Source organism: Vibrio sp. 1288 (assembly GCF_033344475.1).
On the sequence record NZ_JAWPOX010000057.1, the window covers coordinates 1 to 18,036 of the forward strand.

Annotated in this window: 22 protein-coding genes; 13 read left to right on the forward strand and 9 right to left on the reverse strand. The window is 45.0% G+C overall.

Annotated elements, in window-relative coordinates:
- Positions 1-265: 265 nt before the first annotated feature.
- The 3 genes from R8O11_RS23615 to R8O11_RS23625 all read right to left on the reverse strand — a co-directional run bounded on the left by R8O11_RS23615 (position 266) and on the right by R8O11_RS23625 (position 2,986).
- Positions 266-1,405, reverse strand: coding sequence for a flagellin (locus R8O11_RS23615; RefSeq protein ID WP_005380443.1), 1,140 nt, complete (start codon positions 1,403-1,405; stop codon positions 266-268).
- A 146-nt stretch (positions 1,406-1,551) separates the two neighbouring features.
- Positions 1,552-2,454, reverse strand: a complete 903-nt coding sequence (locus tag R8O11_RS23620) for a Dyp-type peroxidase (RefSeq protein ID WP_033907102.1) — start codon at positions 2,452-2,454, stop codon at positions 1,552-1,554.
- 46 nt (positions 2,455-2,500) lie between these two features.
- Positions 2,501-2,986, reverse strand: coding sequence for a DUF2919 domain-containing protein (locus R8O11_RS23625; RefSeq protein WP_033907115.1), 486 nt, complete (start codon positions 2,984-2,986; stop codon positions 2,501-2,503).
- A gap of 144 nt (positions 2,987-3,130) precedes the next feature.
- Between R8O11_RS23625 and R8O11_RS23630 the strand changes: the two genes are divergently transcribed.
- Together R8O11_RS23630 and R8O11_RS23635 are read left to right on the forward strand one after the other, a co-directional pair.
- Positions 3,131-3,484: a DUF2956 domain-containing protein gene (locus R8O11_RS23630; protein WP_005380437.1), complete on the forward strand. Its 354-nt coding sequence runs from the start codon at positions 3,131-3,133 to the stop codon at positions 3,482-3,484.
- Positions 3,485-3,487: 3 nt separating this feature from the next.
- Positions 3,488-3,820 (forward strand): DUF4156 domain-containing protein, encoded by a 333-nt coding sequence (locus R8O11_RS23635; RefSeq protein WP_033907101.1) that lies wholly within the window; start codon positions 3,488-3,490, stop codon positions 3,818-3,820.
- A gap of 34 nt (positions 3,821-3,854) precedes the next feature.
- Here R8O11_RS23635 and R8O11_RS23640 read toward each other — a convergent pair whose 3' ends face one another.
- Positions 3,855-4,142, reverse strand: coding sequence for a winged helix-turn-helix domain-containing protein (locus tag R8O11_RS23640; RefSeq protein WP_033907100.1), 288 nt, complete (start codon positions 4,140-4,142; stop codon positions 3,855-3,857).
- A 291-nt stretch (positions 4,143-4,433) separates the two neighbouring features.
- On the opposite strand from R8O11_RS23640, the gene R8O11_RS23645 reads away from it, so the two are divergent.
- The 4 genes from R8O11_RS23645 to R8O11_RS23660 are packed head-to-tail and all read left to right on the forward strand — an operon-like array spanning position 4,434 to position 6,852.
- The gene (locus tag R8O11_RS23645; RefSeq protein ID WP_005380431.1) at positions 4,434-4,784 is read left to right on the forward strand and encodes an ArsC family reductase; all 351 of its coding nucleotides are present in this window, start codon (positions 4,434-4,436) and stop codon (positions 4,782-4,784) included.
- A gap of 18 nt (positions 4,785-4,802) precedes the next feature.
- Positions 4,803-5,939, forward strand: a complete 1,137-nt coding sequence (gene dapE, locus R8O11_RS23650; RefSeq protein WP_033907099.1) for a succinyl-diaminopimelate desuccinylase — start codon at positions 4,803-4,805, stop codon at positions 5,937-5,939.
- 14 nt (positions 5,940-5,953) lie between these two features.
- On the forward strand, positions 5,954-6,652 hold the full coding sequence (locus tag R8O11_RS23655; protein WP_033907098.1) for a M15 family metallopeptidase: 699 nt from the start codon (positions 5,954-5,956) through the stop codon (positions 6,650-6,652).
- Positions 6,649-6,852: a DUF2897 family protein gene (locus tag R8O11_RS23660; protein WP_005380425.1), complete on the forward strand. Its 204-nt coding sequence runs from the start codon at positions 6,649-6,651 to the stop codon at positions 6,850-6,852. The genes R8O11_RS23655 and R8O11_RS23660 overlap by 4 nt, the downstream gene beginning before the upstream one ends.
- A 106-nt stretch (positions 6,853-6,958) precedes the next feature.
- Here R8O11_RS23660 and bamC read toward each other — a convergent pair whose 3' ends face one another.
- Together bamC and dapA are read right to left on the reverse strand one after the other, a co-directional pair.
- On the reverse strand, positions 6,959-7,978 hold the full coding sequence (gene bamC / locus R8O11_RS23665; RefSeq protein ID WP_005380424.1) for an outer membrane protein assembly factor BamC: 1,020 nt from the start codon (positions 7,976-7,978) through the stop codon (positions 6,959-6,961).
- Between the two features lie 80 nt (positions 7,979-8,058).
- Positions 8,059-8,937, reverse strand: coding sequence for a 4-hydroxy-tetrahydrodipicolinate synthase (gene dapA, locus R8O11_RS23670; RefSeq protein ID WP_005380422.1), 879 nt, complete (start codon positions 8,935-8,937; stop codon positions 8,059-8,061).
- A 476-nt stretch (positions 8,938-9,413) separates the two neighbouring features.
- Here dapA and R8O11_RS23675 point away from each other — a divergent pair, with 476 nt between their 5' ends.
- Positions 9,414-9,956 carry a glycine cleavage system protein R gene (locus R8O11_RS23675; RefSeq protein WP_005380420.1) on the forward strand — a complete coding sequence of 181 codons (543 nt, stop codon included), beginning with the start codon at positions 9,414-9,416 and terminating at the stop codon, positions 9,954-9,956.
- A 16-nt stretch (positions 9,957-9,972) separates the two neighbouring features.
- A complete protein-coding gene (bcp, locus tag R8O11_RS23680; protein ID WP_005380418.1) occupies positions 9,973-10,443 on the forward strand; it encodes a thioredoxin-dependent thiol peroxidase in 471 nt (156 codons plus the stop codon).
- Between the two features lie 77 nt (positions 10,444-10,520).
- On the opposite strand, the gene R8O11_RS23685 is transcribed toward bcp, so the two are convergent.
- Both R8O11_RS23685 and R8O11_RS23690 read right to left on the reverse strand, forming a co-directional pair.
- Entirely contained in the window at positions 10,521-11,594 is a 1,074-nt protein-coding gene (locus tag R8O11_RS23685) for an AI-2E family transporter (protein ID WP_005380416.1), read from the reverse strand.
- A gap of 1 nt (position 11,595) precedes the next feature.
- The gene (locus R8O11_RS23690) at positions 11,596-11,832 is read right to left on the reverse strand and encodes a sulfurtransferase TusA family protein (protein ID WP_005380414.1); all 237 of its coding nucleotides are present in this window, start codon (positions 11,830-11,832) and stop codon (positions 11,596-11,598) included.
- A 257-nt stretch (positions 11,833-12,089) separates the two neighbouring features.
- Between R8O11_RS23690 and R8O11_RS23695 the strand changes: the two genes are divergently transcribed.
- The 4 genes from R8O11_RS23695 to R8O11_RS23710 are packed head-to-tail and all read left to right on the forward strand — an operon-like array spanning position 12,090 to position 14,941.
- A complete protein-coding gene (locus tag R8O11_RS23695) occupies positions 12,090-13,541 on the forward strand; it encodes a tetratricopeptide repeat protein (RefSeq protein ID WP_005394337.1) in 1,452 nt (483 codons plus the stop codon).
- A 16-nt stretch (positions 13,542-13,557) separates the two neighbouring features.
- Positions 13,558-13,908: an arsenate reductase (glutaredoxin) gene (arsC, locus tag R8O11_RS23700; RefSeq protein WP_033907509.1), complete on the forward strand. Its 351-nt coding sequence runs from the start codon at positions 13,558-13,560 to the stop codon at positions 13,906-13,908.
- Positions 13,909-14,478: an NAD(P)H:quinone oxidoreductase gene (gene wrbA, locus R8O11_RS23705; protein WP_005380409.1), complete on the forward strand. Its 570-nt coding sequence runs from the start codon at positions 13,909-13,911 to the stop codon at positions 14,476-14,478. It begins immediately after the preceding gene.
- A gap of 22 nt (positions 14,479-14,500) precedes the next feature.
- The gene (locus R8O11_RS23710; protein ID WP_005380407.1) at positions 14,501-14,941 is read left to right on the forward strand and encodes a DUF2069 domain-containing protein; all 441 of its coding nucleotides are present in this window, start codon (positions 14,501-14,503) and stop codon (positions 14,939-14,941) included.
- Positions 14,942-15,081: 140 nt separating this feature from the next.
- Here the strand turns inward: R8O11_RS23710 and R8O11_RS23715 are convergent, their stop codons facing one another.
- Positions 15,082-16,290 (reverse strand): DUF2066 domain-containing protein, encoded by a 1,209-nt coding sequence (locus tag R8O11_RS23715; RefSeq protein ID WP_033907510.1) that lies wholly within the window; start codon positions 16,288-16,290, stop codon positions 15,082-15,084.
- Positions 16,291-16,655: 365 nt separating this feature from the next.
- On the opposite strand from R8O11_RS23715, the gene R8O11_RS23720 reads away from it, so the two are divergent.
- Complete coding sequence (locus R8O11_RS23720; RefSeq protein ID WP_005389855.1) at positions 16,656-17,909, forward strand: uracil-xanthine permease family protein; 1,254 nt, start codon at positions 16,656-16,658, stop codon at positions 17,907-17,909.
- The last annotated feature ends 127 nt before the right edge of the window (positions 17,910-18,036 follow it).

Sequence of the window (18,036 nt, forward strand, 5' to 3'; positions counted from 1 at the left end):
ATGGTGATTTCTCCAATTGATTTTCCGGTGTAGCGGTTTCCGACGTCTCGGAAAACCAAGTAGTTCTCTCAAAGTTACTTTTATTAACGGCGCATGCCCTGTTTTCTTTAGAGAAAATTTTGGATTTTTTTGAAAATAATTCGTTTGGAGGGGTAATCGTGACAAAGCGGATAAAAAAGCAAAAAAACTTTCATTTTTCGCTAAAGCTTCTTTTCGAATTGTCGATACAGGCAGGTTTTACGTTAAATTCGGGCAAGGCCGTTCATCAGCCAAGTAAAGTTAATGCTAGGTTGGGCGCTTGTTTTGCTTGTGCAAGAATAGAAGTACTGACCTGCTGTAAAATCTGCTGCTTCACCATTTGCGTGGTTTCTTTCGCGTAGTCAGTGTCTTGGATACGACTGTTGGAAGCAGCTAAGTTTTCGTGGATGTTATCGAGATTATTGATCGCGTGATTAAAGCGGTTTTGATACGCGCCTAACTCCGCACGACTGCCATCTACCGTTTTCAAAGCATCATCTAAAATGCCGACCGCCATCTGAGCGCCACCGACCGTGCTAATATCAATACTATCTACCGTTCTATTTACGGTGACATACTTGCCAAGTTCTAACTCATCAGCCAGGCCACCACTGAAGGTTGGTCCAGGGTATTTTATGGCGTCCTTGTGGGACATGAGTAACTGCAGTTGCCCCTCCTCATTAACAGACGCTTTCACTTTATCGGTTTGCCCATTAATGTAAGTCGCGAGTTCTTCTATATCGTCGCCAGCTTTAGCTTCAATACGGATCTCCTGCTCTTCAAAATTGTTATCACGGTAGCTGATAACAATTTCATTATTTCCGTTTTGAACCGTCCAATCTGAACTGACTCTTTGATATGAGCTCATTGAAAAGCTACCTAAAGATTCCGGCTGCATGGTCCGCAGGCCAATTTGTACCGCTTCACCAGCCGTTGCTCCGATTTGAAAAGACGATGTACCGAATGTGCCATTCAGCAATTTACGTCCGCCAAAGGAGGTCGTTTCTGCAATACGACTTAACTCATCATTTAAAGCAGAAACTTCTTCTTGCAGTGCAGTGCGCTCCGCTTTGCTGTTTGAACCATTGGCTGACTGTAGCGACAAATCACGCATACGTTGCATGATATTGGTCACCTCATTCATCGCGCCTTCCGCAGTTTGCATGATGGAAATGCCGTCATTCGCGTTGCGAACCGCAACATCTAAACCACGCATTTGCGATTGCAAGCGGTTGGAGATTTGCAGACCCGCAGCGTCATCCTTTGCGCTGTTAATACGCTTCCCTGAAGACAAACGCTCCATGGATTGGTTCAGCATGTCAGTTGCACTGGTCAAATGACGCTGTGCGACGAGTGCTGCCACATTGGTATTAACGGTGATCGCCACGAGACACAGACTCCAAATAAATTAAGGCTTTGGATACTTATCGACCAAGTAACAGAAAAGTTTAGTGTTTTTTGAAAAGAGATTGGAATAGAAATAGAAAACAAAAGCCCTCTAATTGGAGGGCTTAAGAAATAAAGTCTGAGAACTTACTTGATGGCTAGCTCTGCGAGCATTTCTTGTGAAGGAGCGAAGAAGTACGCACCAGTTACCGCTTTTGTGAAACGAAGCATTTGGTCTGTTTTACCATCTGTCACGCCGTACATACTTTCTAGCATCACTTTAATGTTATGAAGTGTATTGCAGTAAGAAATAAACAGCAGGCCATGAGGCCCTGTTACCGTCCCGTATGGCAAGCTATGACGGACAATCTTGAGACCTTTTCCTTCTTCTTTAATATCAACGCGACCAACGTGTGATGCAGCAGGAACGTCTTCTAGCTCTATAGAGTCTGGTTTGGTACGACCAATCACTTTTTCTTGCGCTTTGACATTCAAGCGATTCCAAGCGGCAAGGTTATGTTCGAAGCGTTGAGCCATGACATAACTACCTCCAGCAAATGGGCCCTCTTTTACTAGAGCCACATCAGCGCGAGCCTCCCCTTTCGGGTTTTCTGTGCCATCAATGAAGTCTGTCATATCACGAGCATCAAGGTAACGGTACCCATATGTTTCGTCCACAATGGTGACATCTTGTGCCGTCTCTTCTAGGAACTTACGCAACACGTAAAAATGCAAGTCGTGACGAGTCGAGTGACAGTGAATCAGTACATCTACGTCTGTTGCTGGAGCAACGATGTCACCTTCGCCAAGTTGAGTAAAATCAATAAGCTCTTCTGGCGCGTCTACATTAAGGTGTTCCCAAAACGATTTTGTGAATGCGATAGAAAGCGTCAGCGCTGCACCCGGCTGGGTAATGTTTAACTCTTCCACCAACTTTGGCAGTGCTTTCAGTTTTTCTAATACGTTTTCACGGTTTTGGTTCACTTTGAGTTGAGTGTACAGTGCAAATGGCCCGGCTTCTGGCACGATCGCCGTTTGAGCTTGTGACATTGAGGTTTCCTCTATTACTTTGCCCCAGAGTGGGAAGTTATTGTTTTTAATTCTTTGAATGCTGCTGTTCATCGTGCGCTAATTGTGGCACATGAAAACAGTCTTTTACCCATCTTCCATTTAGAAGATAGATCATAAACCAAGCTAATAAGGTAATGGTAAGGGCGTTTGCCCAATTAAACACTCCATGTTCTAGGTACACATGATACATGGTCTGAGCAAGTTGAATACCGCACAAGATCAAAGTGATCTCGCGACCATAGCGAGTAATTCTGTTTACCCATCCTCTGTCGGGATGACGAAGCCCCATTAACCACATAAGAAGCAAACTTGGAATGCCCATCGCCAAACCTAAATACAACGTACTTGAATCTGGGTAAACAATAGCGAGTAGCTTGCTGCCACTATCACGACTTACACCAGCCATGGCAAACACCATCCATGAACGCACAAGAAACATCCATCCCACCCATAAAATGATCGGCGCCTTTAAAAATCCATGAGCGTCATATTGGTCAAACGAATAGCGCACAACATCTTCTTCTTTATGTGATAAAAACGTCACTTTAACCTATCGTTTCAGAGTTGCAAGCCAACAAAGATGAGAACTGAAGTTCATTTCAGCACCTTACACAGGTAAACTAAACAAAGATTTACAGCGACGTTGATGAGAAACATGAAAAAAAGAACTCCTGCCACCCCTGTGCCTTCTCAAGAAACACAAGCCGAAGCGATGAGAATTGCTAAATCCACGCAAAAGCCCGGCCAAACCAAAGAGCAAACCAAGCTCATCGCTCAAGGTATCGAAAAAGGCATCGCGCAATATAAGAAACAACAAAAAGAGCGCAACCGCCAAGCCGATAAAGCGAAGAAAAAACAGCAACGTGAAAAGCAACGTCAGCATGAAGAGATTATCGAACAAGACAATATCACCGACGATGCGCCAAACCATTCATCAAGCAAACTGCCTTGGACACTACTTGTCCTGAGCTGGATTGGCTTTGCTGCTTACATAGTATTGGGGAAATAGCTAATGAAACGCCTGTTACTTGGACTTTTTGTCGTGCTTCTAATGGGTTGCACGATGCCATCTCACCTTACTCATGCTCAAAGTCAAAATGTTCATATTCGCATTGACGCGCAATTCGACCCTGAGCGATGCGAATACAAAGGCGAAGTCACCGGAAGTGAAGGCCATTGGTATAACTACATTTTCATGACTAATGACGCGATGATGCAAGGCGCGATGAACGATTTAAAAAACAATGCAGCGGCTATCGATGCGGACACCGTTTTTATGGTTTCCCCACAAGATTTTATCACTTCATTTAGCGTACTGGGTTCCGCCTACCGCTGCAATGGATGAGGCCTGAATATGAAAAAAGCCAGCAATTGCTGGCTTATGCACGAAATCCAAGACTGCTAGCGATATCGCTCTCCCGCTCTAGAACCCATTGGCTATCAAAAGGCCCCCAATCTGAAAGTTGATAATAGCCGTCATTATGACGTCGGCCATCTTGAACGAATATGAGTTCAATGCCGATCCCAGGTAACGCCTTGAGTACATCTTGAATAGTACGACGAGGCCACCCCGTTTTTTCGATCAACTTTGGCACATTCGGCCTTTCTAGGTTTTCCACCAACAAGGCCAAATATAGCCGCCTTGCAAAAACAGGACTCAATTCCATTGACACCTCCTAAAATTGTGCTGATTCATTATTTCGTTTTTGCTCAGCGAGGTGTTGCGTTTGATCAATAACTCGACTTTTCCATTTGATTTAGACGAATTTTTATTCGATTTATAGCGCATTCATCGTAAATAAGTTATGTGACATTAGTTATCTCAATCTATCTGAAAATATTTTCCACCGCATTTTGTCAGTTTGATTGCTTCTTGATAGGATGCTTTAACAGCCCAAATCACTTAAGTGCGTCTTAACCGCGCCAGTGAAAAATAGAACAAAGAAAAAGGAAACACTATGTCGATTACCATGTTTGGTATTCCCAACTGCGATACGATCAAAAAAGCCAAGAAATGGTTAGAAGCCGAGGATATTGCTTACGACTTCCATGACTACCGTAAGCAAGGCATTGATGCAGAAATGGTAAGTGAATTTTGTCGCGCTTTAGGTTGGGAACAGGTGCTCAATAAACGTGGCACAACCTACCGCCAATTAGCGCAAGAGCAGAAAGACACACTTAACGAGGAAAACGCCATCGCTCTTTTGGTAGAAAACCCTGCGATGATTAAACGCCCAATTTTAAAAGTGAATGATCAACTTCATATCGGTTTTAAAGCTGATCAATACGCTAGCATTTTCAACTCTTAAATAAAGGAATACTCAAGGATGACAGACAGTCCAGTATTGGCACTTGCTAAAGATCTGATCAGTAGACAGTCCGTAACGCCGGAAGACGCAGGTTGTCAGGATTTGATGATCGAGCGCTTAAAAGCACTCGGGTTTGAAATTGAAGTGATGGTATTTGAAGACACCACGAACTTCTGGGCTCGACGTGGTTCAGAAGCGCCGCTATTTGCGTTTGCTGGCCACACCGATGTGGTACCAGCTGGCAAATTGGAACACTGGAATACACATCCGTTTGAACCGACCATTATTGATGGTTACTTGCATGGCCGAGGCGCAGCTGACATGAAAGGGTCACTCGCCGCTATGGTTGTTGCAGTTGAACGCTTTATCGCCGAAAACCCAGATCACAAAGGCTCAATTGGCTTCTTAATTACGTCGGATGAAGAAGGGCCATTTATCAATGGTACCGTTCGCGTTGTAGAAACGTTGATGGAACGTGGTGAGAACATCGATATGTGTATTGTTGGTGAACCATCCAGCACCGACGTGGTTGGCGATGTAGTGAAAAATGGACGCCGTGGATCCATCACTGGTGATTTAACGGTAAAAGGAACACAAGGTCACGTGGCCTACCCTCACCTAGCCAGCAATCCAGTGCACGAGTCTCTACTCGCGATTCATGAACTCGCGACGACAGAATGGGACAAAGGGAATGATTACTTCCCACCGACTAGTTTCCAGATCCCGAATGTATCGGCTGGCACTGGTGCGTCTAACGTTATTCCTGGCGAGTTCCATGTTCAGTTCAACCTACGTTTTAGTACTGAGCTTAACAATGACGCAATTGTTCAGCGTGTTACCGAAACATTGGACAAGCATGAGCTGGACTACGACCTAAAATGGACATTCAACGGAGACCCATTCCTGACCGATACGGGCGCACTGCTAGACGCGGTTGTAGCTGCTGTGGCCGAAGTCAATGATACGAAGCCAGCGCTACTTACAACTGGCGGTACGTCTGATGGTCGTTTTATTGCTCGAATGGGAGGTCAAGTCGTAGAGTTAGGCCCTGTTAACGCTACGATTCATAAAGTGAACGAGTGTGTGAAAGTCGACGATCTTGAAAAGTTGACGGACATGTACGAAAACACGTTGAAACACCTATTGGCGAAGTAATCAGCGAGAACACAATGACACCAGAGCAACTCACCGGAATCACTGATTCCCATCTTCAATCCACACTAGTGGGGCAAAAGGCATTTATGCTTCACCCTAAAGTAGTCAATGACTTATTGAAGATGATTAATGCCGCAACCGAAGCAGGTTTCAAAATGGAAATCGCCAGTGGTTTTCGTGACTTTAATCGCCAAAAAGCCATCTGGAACGGGAAGTTTTCTGGTGAGTTGCCAATTCTCGACATAAACTCCCGCCCTTTGAGTAAAGCAGAGTTAAATGACGAAGAGAAATTGATGGCCATTTTGCGCTGGTCGGCATTGCCCGGAGGAAGTCGTCATCATTGGGGTTGTGATTTTGATGTCTATGCGCGCAATTTATTGCCTGCTGACACCAAACTCAAGTTGGAACCTTGGGAGTATCTTGAAGGCCACCAGCAAGCGTTCTACCAATGGTTAAAAGCCAACCTTGGTCGGTTCGGTTTCTTCTTCCCTTATCAGCATGATTTAGGTGGCGTTTCGATTGAGCCTTGGCACATTAGTCACCGCGCTGTCGGGCAGCAATGCCTCGAGCAGTTGACGCTTGATGTACTCAGAAGCCAGTTGATTAAACAAAATCAGACCGACAACATTGCAGGGATTGACGTCATACTGAATAATTTGGATAACGTCGTTGCCAAATTTATTCACAATATCACGCCGCCGGAGGCTCTATGATAGAAATACTAACCAATCCTTGGGTCATTATTATTGTAGTGTTGAGCGTGGTCATTGGTAATATTGCCGCACTCAAATATACCGCAAAAATGAAGTTTGGTCAGATGGATAAAAGCCGTAAGAACGATTTAGATAAGCTGAACACATTGGATAAACAGCGCTACGCTGAAGAAGATAAAAACAAAAACGAGCCTCGTTAGTTACTCACCAGCTTCATCTCGACACATTTAATCTAAACATCAAAAAAGGGACCACTAGGTCCCTTTTCTATCATTAAGTAAACACGCCGCGTTAAGCTCGCTTTGTTTACTGCTTCACTGTTGCAGCCAATACAGGCGCTAGTGATTTCAAAAACTCTTCTTCTACTGGCTTGCCAGAGGAGTCGGTGATATTGATAGACGTACGGTTGCCTAAATCACCAAGTAAGAATGTGTACTTACCAGCGGCTAACTCCACTGGTTTAACGCCGATATCGTTCCAGAATTCATCATCCGGAGACGCATATTTCGCAGTGATTGTGCCCTGCGACTGGCTACGCTCTTCAATCTTAAAGCCCATCTTAGGTAGAATATTAGGCAGACGTTGCCAAAGCATGTTGTATTGCGCACGCGCGATAATCACTGGAAGTCCGCTGCGGTCTTTACCCATTGTGATTGGGATCTGTTTAACCAACTCTTGCGCTTTACGCTGTGCTTCTTCACGCACTTCTTGGTCGTAGCGAGCGGTGACCAAGTTCGTCATGAATACATTGTAGCGCTCACGGTTGGTCGCCGTTACTTCTTTCACTTGATTGCCTTCACGCCAGTCAATAAGGCTCACCTTAAAGCCGTGTCGACCATTTGCTTCAGCGCGTACGATTTCATATCGGCTGCCAATTTCTAGCTCTTCATCTGGCGAATCCCAAGTCACCCATCCTGTCTCGATGCGAGAGTCTGTTTGGCTTTCAACTGGAATCTCGTTAGCCGCGACCATGTTTTGCACCGTTTGCCAAACTTTATCTAGTTCATCTTTACGAAGTAGCCAAAGTGTCACTTCACCATCACTACTGCGGTCCAAACGTGCACCGGGAATAAGCTCTAGGACTTGTTGAGGTGGACGAATGTCGACATCTTTACCTACACCACCAGCGTAGTTACCCTGAGGGATCTCGTAGTTAGGGTAAAACTGAGGCTGTGCACCCTGTGGGACATTCCACTCACCCAAATTTGGGGAGTTCAAATACTCGAAGTCATCTTTTGCTTGACGACGTTGATTGGCACCACCTGAACAGGCAGTCAATACGAATACAGCTAATGAACTTAACACTAACTGGCTTGAAAGCTTCATCTATACTCCTAAAACACCGAGGGCGCTTTGGCCCCCAGTATGAACTTCAATCCTAGTAACTCAATCTTAATAGCTCAATCTTAATAAATATGGGCGTCTGTTAGCGCCTGCTCGACGATCGGCTGCGATTTTTCAGAAAGCGTAGTTAAAGGAAGACGCAAACCACCTTCTTCAATCAAACCAAGCTTTTGCGCTGCCCATTTTACTGGGATAGGGCTTGCTTCGATGAAAAGGTTTTTATGTAGAGTCATCAAGCGTTGGTTAATCGCTTCTGCTTCTTCGTACTTACCTTCACTTGCCAAATGGAACATGTCTGCCATGTCTTTAGCTGCAATATTGTTCGTTACCGAGATAACACCATTGCCGCCAAGTTTCACAAAATCCAGCCCTGTCGCATCATCGCCACTTAGTAAGATAAAATCTTCGCCACAAAGTTCACGATGAATTGCAATTCGTTCCAAATCGCCCGTTGCATCTTTTAGAGCTACGATATTATCAAGCTTTGACAAGCGTGCCACTGTTTCTGGCTGCATATCAACAGCAGTACGGCCTGGTACGTTGTACAAAATTAGAGGCACATCACTCGCTTCGGCAATTGCCTTGTAATGTAGAAACAAACCCTCTTGAGTTGGTTTGTTGTAATACGGTGTCACACTCAGGAAGCCAGCAATACCAGAATCAGCCAGTAATTTGCTAAATGTTACTGCCTCATGGGTTGCATTTGCACCCGTGCCAGCAATCACAGGGATGCGACCGTCGGCAAACTCAACAGTTTTATTAACGACCTTTACATGCTCTTCAATGGTCAGTGTCGCTGACTCACCTGTTGTGCCTACTGCCACAATACCGTCTGTACCCGCTTCAACGTGGTACTCTACTAGCTTTTGCAGACCGTCAAAGTCTACTTCGCCATCTGCTTTGAATGGCGTAATCAGCGCTACGATACTTCCTGAAAACATGTTTATCTCCCTCATTTAACTCTTTCTGCATGGTACTGTAATGCGATTGAAAAACACAAGAGCGTAAACTCGCTTACAAAGTACAAATGAATGAATAATTACCAGTTGTTAGAGGTCTAGCAACTTAATTGCTCTATTTGGTTTGATTAACGGCAATATTGATAATCGTGTTGGGCTTTCGAGTGACTTTAGAATCTATCAGTGATTTGGAAAATACTGAAGAGCACAAGCAAGGAAAATATACTCTTTGGTCTTGTTAGCCAAGTCAGATCTAAGTGAATAAAACGGCCAGACAATAGGCAAGCACATCATGCAAACGTTTTGTTTATCCTATAGCCTGCATTTACTGTTTATTTCCCACCACTCCCCTCAAGCTCCGACTGCTTTTTTATGGACTAAAAAAGAACTGGCTCGATATTTCTTCGCAATATCTGTGCTAACATCTCTCTATTGAAGAAAGGACAAGAAGCTCATTTATGAAGCAACATCTGGTACTTACAGCAGTTGGAACGGACCGTCCAGGCATTTGTAACCAAGTCGTACAGCTCGTTACTCAAGCTGGTTGTAACATAGTCGATAGCCGTATCGCTATCTTTGGCAGCGAATTTACGCTGATCATGCTCCTGACTGGGAACGCCAGCAGCGTGACTCGAGTTGAAACACAATTGCCCCTGCTTGGCCAAGAACATGACCTTATTACGATCATGAAACGCACAGCGGCGCACGAACTGCTCGATAACAGCTACACCATGGAAGTGTTTATTGAGTCTGAAGACCGCCCTGGGTTAACTGAAAAATTTACTAAGTTCTTCGCTGATCAGCAGATTGGTTTAGACTCTCTTAGCGCGCAAACCATCAGCAAGTCGAAAATTCAACTCGATTCTGACCAGTTTCATATTGCGATTACTGCATCTGTAAGCGCGGATTTTAATTTGATGCAGTTACAAGAAGACTTCGATGAACTTTGTAAGTCGCTCAACGTACAAGGTTCTCTGAATTTCATTAAAAACACACTATAAAGTAAAGGAAATCAAAATGAATACGCTGACAGCAGGCTCGCCAGCGCCAGCCTTCTCTTTGCTCGACCAAGACGGAAATACCGTTTCTCTTGAAGACTTTAAAGGCAAGAAAGTACTTTTCTACTTTTACCCTAAGGCGATGACGCCGGGTTGTACTACACAAGCAAAAGGCCTTCGTGACATCAAAGCTGAACTCGATGCACATAACGTGGTGGTACTCGGCGTAAGCATCGATCCTGTAAAGCGCCTAGGCAAGTTCATCGAGCGCGATGATTTAAACTTCACTCTGCTTTCTGATGAAGATCATGCCGTTGCTGACCAGTTCGGCGTTTGGGGCGAAAAGAAATTCATGGGCAAAGTATACGACGGTCTTCACCGCATTAGCTTTCTGATCAATGAAGAAGGCGTGATCGAACACGTGTTTAACAAGTTCAAAACCAAAGATCACCACGAAGTCGTATTAAACTACTTAAACGAAAACGCTTAAACGCTATTGTTTTTCTACAAACAAAAAGCCCAGCAAACTGCTGGGCTTTCTTTTAACCATCGTACCTTTGGTAACAACTACTCTTGTTCGACAGGTTCGTTTTCTTCCGTGCTTGGTAATGCATGCCATACGGCTTTGACTAATGTCGCTAAAGGAATGGCGAAGAACACCCCCCAAAAACCCCACAGCCCACCAAAGACTAATACAGCCACAATGATAGCAACTGGGTGTAAGTTTACTGCCTCGGAAAACAGAACAGGAACCAACACATTACCATCCAGCGCCTGGATAATACCGTAAGCAAGCAACAACCAATAAAACGGAGGCGTTAAACCCCATTGGAACAAACCAACGATAGCAACAGGTACAGTAACAGCCGCCGCACCGATATAAGGAATCAAAACCGACAGACCAACGGCTACGGCAAGCAACGCCGAGTAACGAAGATCTAAAAGGGCAAAAGTCACGTAGCTCACACCGCCCACGATTAAAATCTCTAACACTTTACCGCGAATGTAATTTGATATCTGCTCGTTCATTTCATGCCAAACTTTATTCGCCAATTTACGGTTTTTCGGCAGAATACCGCTTGCGATTCGCAGCATTTCTTCTTTGTCTTTAAGCAAAAAGAAGATAAGGAGTGGCACTAAGATCAAATATACCGCTAGCGTTGCAATGCTAACTAATGAAGCAAGCGACCCTTTGACGACACTTTCACCCAGCCCCAGTGCTTGGTTTTTGGCGTTCGTCACCACGGTTTCTACTATTTCTAAATTGGCTAGTTCAGGATGGCGCTCTGGCAATGTAACAATAAACTTTTGTAGCCCGTTGTACATGTTCGGAATATCGTTAATTAGATTACCGACCTGAGTCCAAATCGTCGGAACCAAGCCAAACAACGCAATTAACATTAACCCGACAAAGACCAAGATCACGATAATAACCGACAAGGTGCGCGGCACGCCTATACGACACATTTTGACAACTGGCCATTCAAGTAGATAAGCCAAAACGATCGCGACAAGTAATGGCGCAATCAAGTGTCCAAAGAAGTAAATGGTGATAAAGCCAAACAGCAAGATCGCGACGAGACTTACTGCGTGAGGGTCAGAGAAACGTCGTTTATACCAACGACTAACCATTTCAAACATCTTATGCGGATTCCTTATTGAAGACAGTCAATGTGTAGTGCTCTGATGTAGATTGGCAATCAACCGAGTACCCTTGGGCACTAAGATAGTTCACAATGTCTCGTTTAGAGCTGTTGTCCACCACTTGAATGACAAGTTGATGATACTGCTTTGCTTCTCCTTGAAAGACCTCAGCAGCATGACGCTTTGCAAGTAACAGTGCCATAGGACAACGTTGCTCACGCAAATCAAGTAACATGGATTCCATTGTATTGCTCTGCACTTATGATAGGGTTGTATTGTAACGGCTTTTTGAGCTGGTGCTAGCACTTCTGACATGATTTAACCACATGCTGAAATAGCTCGGATATAAAATAATTTACGAAACCAATTCATTTATTTCCGGTCTTACTGTTAGCTTATATCCTCACGGATAACCAAAACGTATGTGGCGCTGTTAATGGGCTCTCGACCCGTAACCACATGCTTATGTATTTTGGAGAACCTTTTAAACGTATGTTAAAACGCACTCGCTCGCTAGTTTGCTTATGTCTTGCTGCAGCCATCAGTTCGCCGACAACTTATGCCAATAGCATTGACTTGCCAGACATTGGCACAGCTGCTGGTGGCACGCTTTCAATAGACCAAGAGTTGATTTATGGCGACGCCTATATGCGTATGCTCAGAGCCAGTAAACCTATCGTTAATGACCCTGTCATCAATGAATATATTGACTCTCTTGGGCACAAATTAGTGGCCAATGCGAATGATGTAAAAACGCCGTTCCACTTCTTTATGATTCGCGACCGTAATATCAACGCGTTCGCGTTTTTTGGTGGCTATGTAGCGCTGCATTCTGGGTTGTTTCTTCATGCTCGTTCAGAAAGTGAGCTGGCCTCTGTTGTCGCTCACGAGATAGCGCACGTCACACAACGTCATCTTGCTCGGAGTATGGAAGAACAAGCACGCCGCTCTCCGGCCACATTAGCCGCACTTGCGGGGGCACTACTGCTTTCAATTGCCTCACCCGAAGCGGGGATGGCTGCAATTACAGCAGCAACCGCGGGCAACATGCAAAGTCAAATCAACTACACTCGTGCAAACGAAAAAGAAGCGGATCGCTTTGGTATTTCGACACTAGCAAAAGCCGGTTTTGATGTTCAAGCAATGCCAAGGTTTTTTGGCCGTCTTGCTGATGAGTATCGTTACGCGAGTAAACCGCCACCAATGCTCCTGACTCACCCTCTGCCTGAAGATCGAATTACCGATAGCCGTGCGCGAGCAAGAACCTATCCTCCAATGCGTGTTGTGCCTTCAATAGACTATCATCTAGCTCGCGCGCGCATTGTGGCTCGTTACGCTGGCATTGATGGACAAGCCGCCCTGAGCTGGTTTGAGCGAACTCAAAAGAAAGCCTCTGCGGACATTACACCTGCTTTTGATTATGGTCGGGCACTCGTGCATTTAGACAATAAACGCTTATCTCAAGCGGAACCAATTTTGAAAAAGTTACTGGAACAAGACCCAAGTAACCCGTTTTACTTGGATGCTATGACGGATTTATACATCGAGAAGAAGCAGCCAGAAAAAGCGACCGAGATGCTCCGTAAAGCGTTATCTCGGAACCCTCAAAATAAAGTATTGACCATTAACTATGCCAATGCACTACTTGAGGACAATAAAAACGATCAAGCCACGCGAGTTCTTCAAAGATACACTCATGACTATCCTGAAGATACAAATGGCTGGCACCTAATATCGAAGAGCTACCACGCGCTGGGGCGTAGCGATGAAGAGTTGGCTGCTCGAGCAGAAATTTTGGCATTGCGAGCAAATTGGAATAAAGCGATTCAATATTATAGTGAAGCAAGTAAAATGGCCAAGTTGGGCAGCTTAGAGCAAGCGCGATACGATGCCCGTATCGACCAACTCATGATCCAAAGAGATCGATTCATGGCATTACAATAACGAAATGGAGAAAACCATGTCAGTCGTGATTTATCACAACCCTCGTTGCTCAAAGAGCCGTCAAGCACTTGAACTGCTTGAGCAAAATGGTGTTACACCGGAAGTCGTCAAATACCTAGACACACCACTTAACGTGGATGAACTAAAAGCGCTGTACGCCCAGCTTGGCTTTTCATCTGTACGTGAAATGATGCGCACTAAAGAAAGTGAATATAAAGAGCTTGGCTTAGGCGAAGACTCCGTCAGCGATGAGCAATTATTCGAAGCAATGGCGAAAAATCCAAAGTTGTTTGAGCGTCCGGTAGTCGTTGCTAACGGCAAAGCAAAAATTGGTCGCCCACCAGAGCAAGTGTTGGATATTTTATAAATGGATTGCCAGATCCTTATTTTGTATTTCAGCCGTCATGGCTCGACAAAACAACTGGCAAGACAAATAGCAAGAGGAGTCGAATCGACTCCTCAATGCCAAGCAATTTTGCGTACAGTTGAAGAATTGTCACCTCACTCACACTCCCCTTCTGATCCAATTGTTACTCTAGAGGAACTGAAAACGTGCGACGGTCTAGCGTTTGGCAGCCCCGTCTGGTTTGGCAACATGGCTGCGCCTTTAAAGCACTTCTGGGATCAGACTACATCTTTATGGGTCAGTGGTGACTTAATCGATAAGCCTGCTTGTGTCTTTACCTCTTCGTCCTCGATGCATGGTGGTCAAGAAACAACGTTACAAAGCATGATGACCCCTTTATTGCATCACGGGATGATGGTTTTGGGCATTCCTTATTCCGAGCCAGAGTTACACACTACGCAGTCCGGAGGCACTCCGTATGGCGCCAGCAGTGTAGGCCATGAGGCGACCCTGAGCAGTGAAGAGATTCGCCTGGCACAACAATTAGGCAAAAGGCTGGCAACTGCAGCGTTAAAACTAAAAGTCTGTTAGTAAAATCAAGGATAGTTAATCGATGTCTGACTCTTTAGACCAAACACCACTCGGTACACAGGCTAAAACCTATCGTTACCTGGCTTTATTTGGCAACTTAGCCTTATTAGCCTGGGTCGCTATTTGGCAGCTTGCGTTATCCCCTCACCCTCACCTCAGCAGCACAACACTTGCTATTGCTTGGTGTATTCCGCTACTACTTCCGTTGCCTGGTATTTTAGCTGGTAAGCCTTACACTCATGCTTGGGCTAACTTTGTTCTTATGCTGTATTTCTTGCATGCGCTGACCATCCTTTATGTGGATGGGGGTGAACGCTGGCTTGCGGCAGTGGAACTGATACTGACTTCACTCGGTTTCGCTGGTAATATTTTGTTTGCTAGAGCGAGAGGCAAAGAGCTAGGTCTTAAGTTGAAACGCCTCTCTCAAGTAGAAAAAGAAGAAAAAGCGAAATTCAATAAATAACGCCAATCGCAGTCAATCACTGCTCATTGGTTCGAATACGAATTTAGAAAACAAAAAGAGTCGCTATTGCGACTCTTTTTTATGCTTACCACATTGGTGTTTGATCCTTGCGTTTCACGCCTGGAACGCTACCAAGGAGATTACGATGCCGAGCGCCACTCGTAGATCAAGTCATACTGTTCTCGGACAGGCTCCACAATCATCGGCTGAGTTGGTTGTGTTTCGTCACTTGCTTCTGCCACAACATTTACTGGTACTTCAGGCTGCGCTTCTTTTGGCGTCGCGGCGTCTTTTGCTTCATTACTCTGAACCAATGGCTCTTCTTCTTGAGTTGAAGCTGGGGCATCAACTTCACCTAAAGGATCTTCAAAAACCATTAATTGAGAAATAGAAGAAGCTTCTTTCTCAAAAGCTTGTTGTGATGCCAAAAGGTGGATGTTGAGCGTTAACTCGTCCCCTTGAACACGCTTAATCTCTGTACCCGCAACCGAATTAAGTTGTTTTAGCGCATTCTCTAAACGGAAGAAGTCCGTGGCAGAGGTTACATTAAGGACTTTCACTGCTAGCGCTTTTGAAGACTTTCCTGAAACCACAACTGCACTCTTACTTGCATAGTAGTCTGCGATGCCATCCACCATTTCTGCAATAGCATTAGCACCTGATGCAGACCCGCTACGCGGAGAACGTTGCGCCTCTACAATTCTCGTTGGCGACTGGTCGTAGAGTGTCCAACGAATTTGTTCACCTTGAGCTCGTACAACCAAAACGGCGTCAGCTGGGTAGCGCTGGCTAGCTTGACCAATTGGCTCAATAAAGCCGCCCCAAAGATCAGAGACATTAACACCGGTTACATCATCAAAATCCCCAACCGGGATAGTGATTGGTAGGCCTCTTAGTTTCGCTGCGCTACGAAGTGCTGCAACATTTGAAGATTCAGAATGCTCCCACGCAATGTTACGATCGTAACCCTGTTCTTCAACCATCCAAACTAAAATATTGGCACGATTTGGCGACCAAGATGGCAATTGTGCTTGTGTTAAAAGAGAGCTGATTTGGTCGTTGTTAAACAACATTTTTAAGCTCGCTTTTCCATCAACCTGCCCATAGCTCAGTTGAGAAATGTAACGCGCACTTGAGCTAAGTGCCTTTTTAATCACTGGATTGCTTAAAGAGGATTGAGAACCGGTCGCTCGAACAATCACATCCTGCATACCTTGTTGACGAGCCAAAGACTCACCGTCGTTCTGCTCACTGTCGATAACCACTTCGGCACGATAGATATCCACCTGAGTTAATGCATATACTGGTAGGGACAACCAACCTATCAGTAAGAGAGCTAAATAGCGCATAGTTTTTATAATCCTCTGAACAAGAACCCGAATAATAAGCAACTATCAAATCTTGAGCAAGGTAAGTACTGAGTAAATTGTCTGTATTATGACCAGCTTTGTTAACTCGGGCCTCAACCAGCGCTTCAGTGCTATTTTTTATAATAAACTCATTGCTTATTAAGCTATCTCAACAAGTTAGGCTGTCCATTTTTCATCTTCACGCAAGACACGTAAAAGAGGACAATTTGCAAGCAAGCAACTCTCAAAAGTGCTATTTATGGGAAAAATTCAATCGAAAGTTTGATCTATGCAACATTGCAAAGGATTGCAGGATGATAGTATTCGCCGGATTTGTCTGCGTATCTTGAAAATAGGGAATTATTATGAAAAACGCGTTACAAGGCGCTCAAATGCTCTTTGTCGCTTTTGGTGCTTTGGTGCTTGTGCCGCTCCTAACTGGCCTTGATCCAAACGTAGCCCTCTTTGGTGCCGGTGTCGGTACTCTCCTCTTCCAGTTAATGACTAAACGTTCTGTTCCCATCTTCCTTGCCTCTTCTTTTGCGTTTATTGCTCCTATTATGTTCGGTATCCAAACTTGGGGTATCGGTGCAACGATGGGCGGCTTGATGGCAGCGGGCTTAGTTTATGTGGCTCTAGGGGCGATGATCAAAGTGCGTGGTGTTGGATTTATCCATAAAATTCTCCCGCCCGTTGTCGTTGGCCCTGTGATCATGGTTATCGGCCTTGGCCTTGCCCCAACGGCAGTGAACATGGCGGTAGGTAAAACTGGTGATGGAGCTGCACAGCTAGTTAATGGTGATGCTGCGATCATTATCTCGGCGGTCTCACTGCTCACAACCATTGTACTCAGCGTTTTTGCAAAAGGCTTTTTGAAGCTCGTTCCTATTGTTGGTGGTATTCTTGCTGGTTACTCTGTTTCTCTATTCTACGGTGTGGTTGATTTCACTCCCGTAGAGCAAGCGGCTTGGCTAGCCATGCCAAACTTCACCGCGCCAGAGTTCAATATCAACGCAATTTTGTTCATGATTCCTGTCGCTATCGCACCTGCGGTTGAGCACGTAGGTGACATGCTTGCTATCTCAAACGTTACAGGAAAAAACTACCTGAAAAAACCAGGCCTTCACCGCACAATCGCAGGTGACGGGGTGGCAACTATCGCAGCTTCGATGGTGGGTGCTCCACCAAACACCACTTACAGTGAAGTAACAGGAGCGGTAATGCTAACCAAAGCATTTAACCCTGTGATCATGACTTGGGCAGCAATCACCGCAATCGTACTTGCATTGGTAGGTAAGCTAGGTGCGGTTCTTCAAACGATTCCAGTTCCTGTCATGGGCGGCATCATGATTCTGCTGTTCGGCTCCATCGCAACGGTAGGCCTCAACACACTGATCAAGAATAACGTTGATTTACATAAGTCTCGTAACCTAGTGATTGTTGCCGTAACACTTGTGTTTGGCATTGGTGGTATGGCTTTCGGTATTGGTGAGTTCAGTCTACAGGGTGTGAGCCTATGCGGTATCGTGGCAATTATTCTTAACCTTGTGCTACCAAACGATTTAGGTGAAAACCACGTTGTGGATAACGCACAAATGGAAGAAGAAAGCGCGAAATAGTTCGTTTGCGCCGCTTTATTAGGTGGCGTGTCTTACTCTTCTCCTCTTGTATGACCCGTCCTGATATGGGTTGACACTTTTTAACTAAAACGCTCGATGTACTTCATCGGGCGTTTTGTATTTTAAA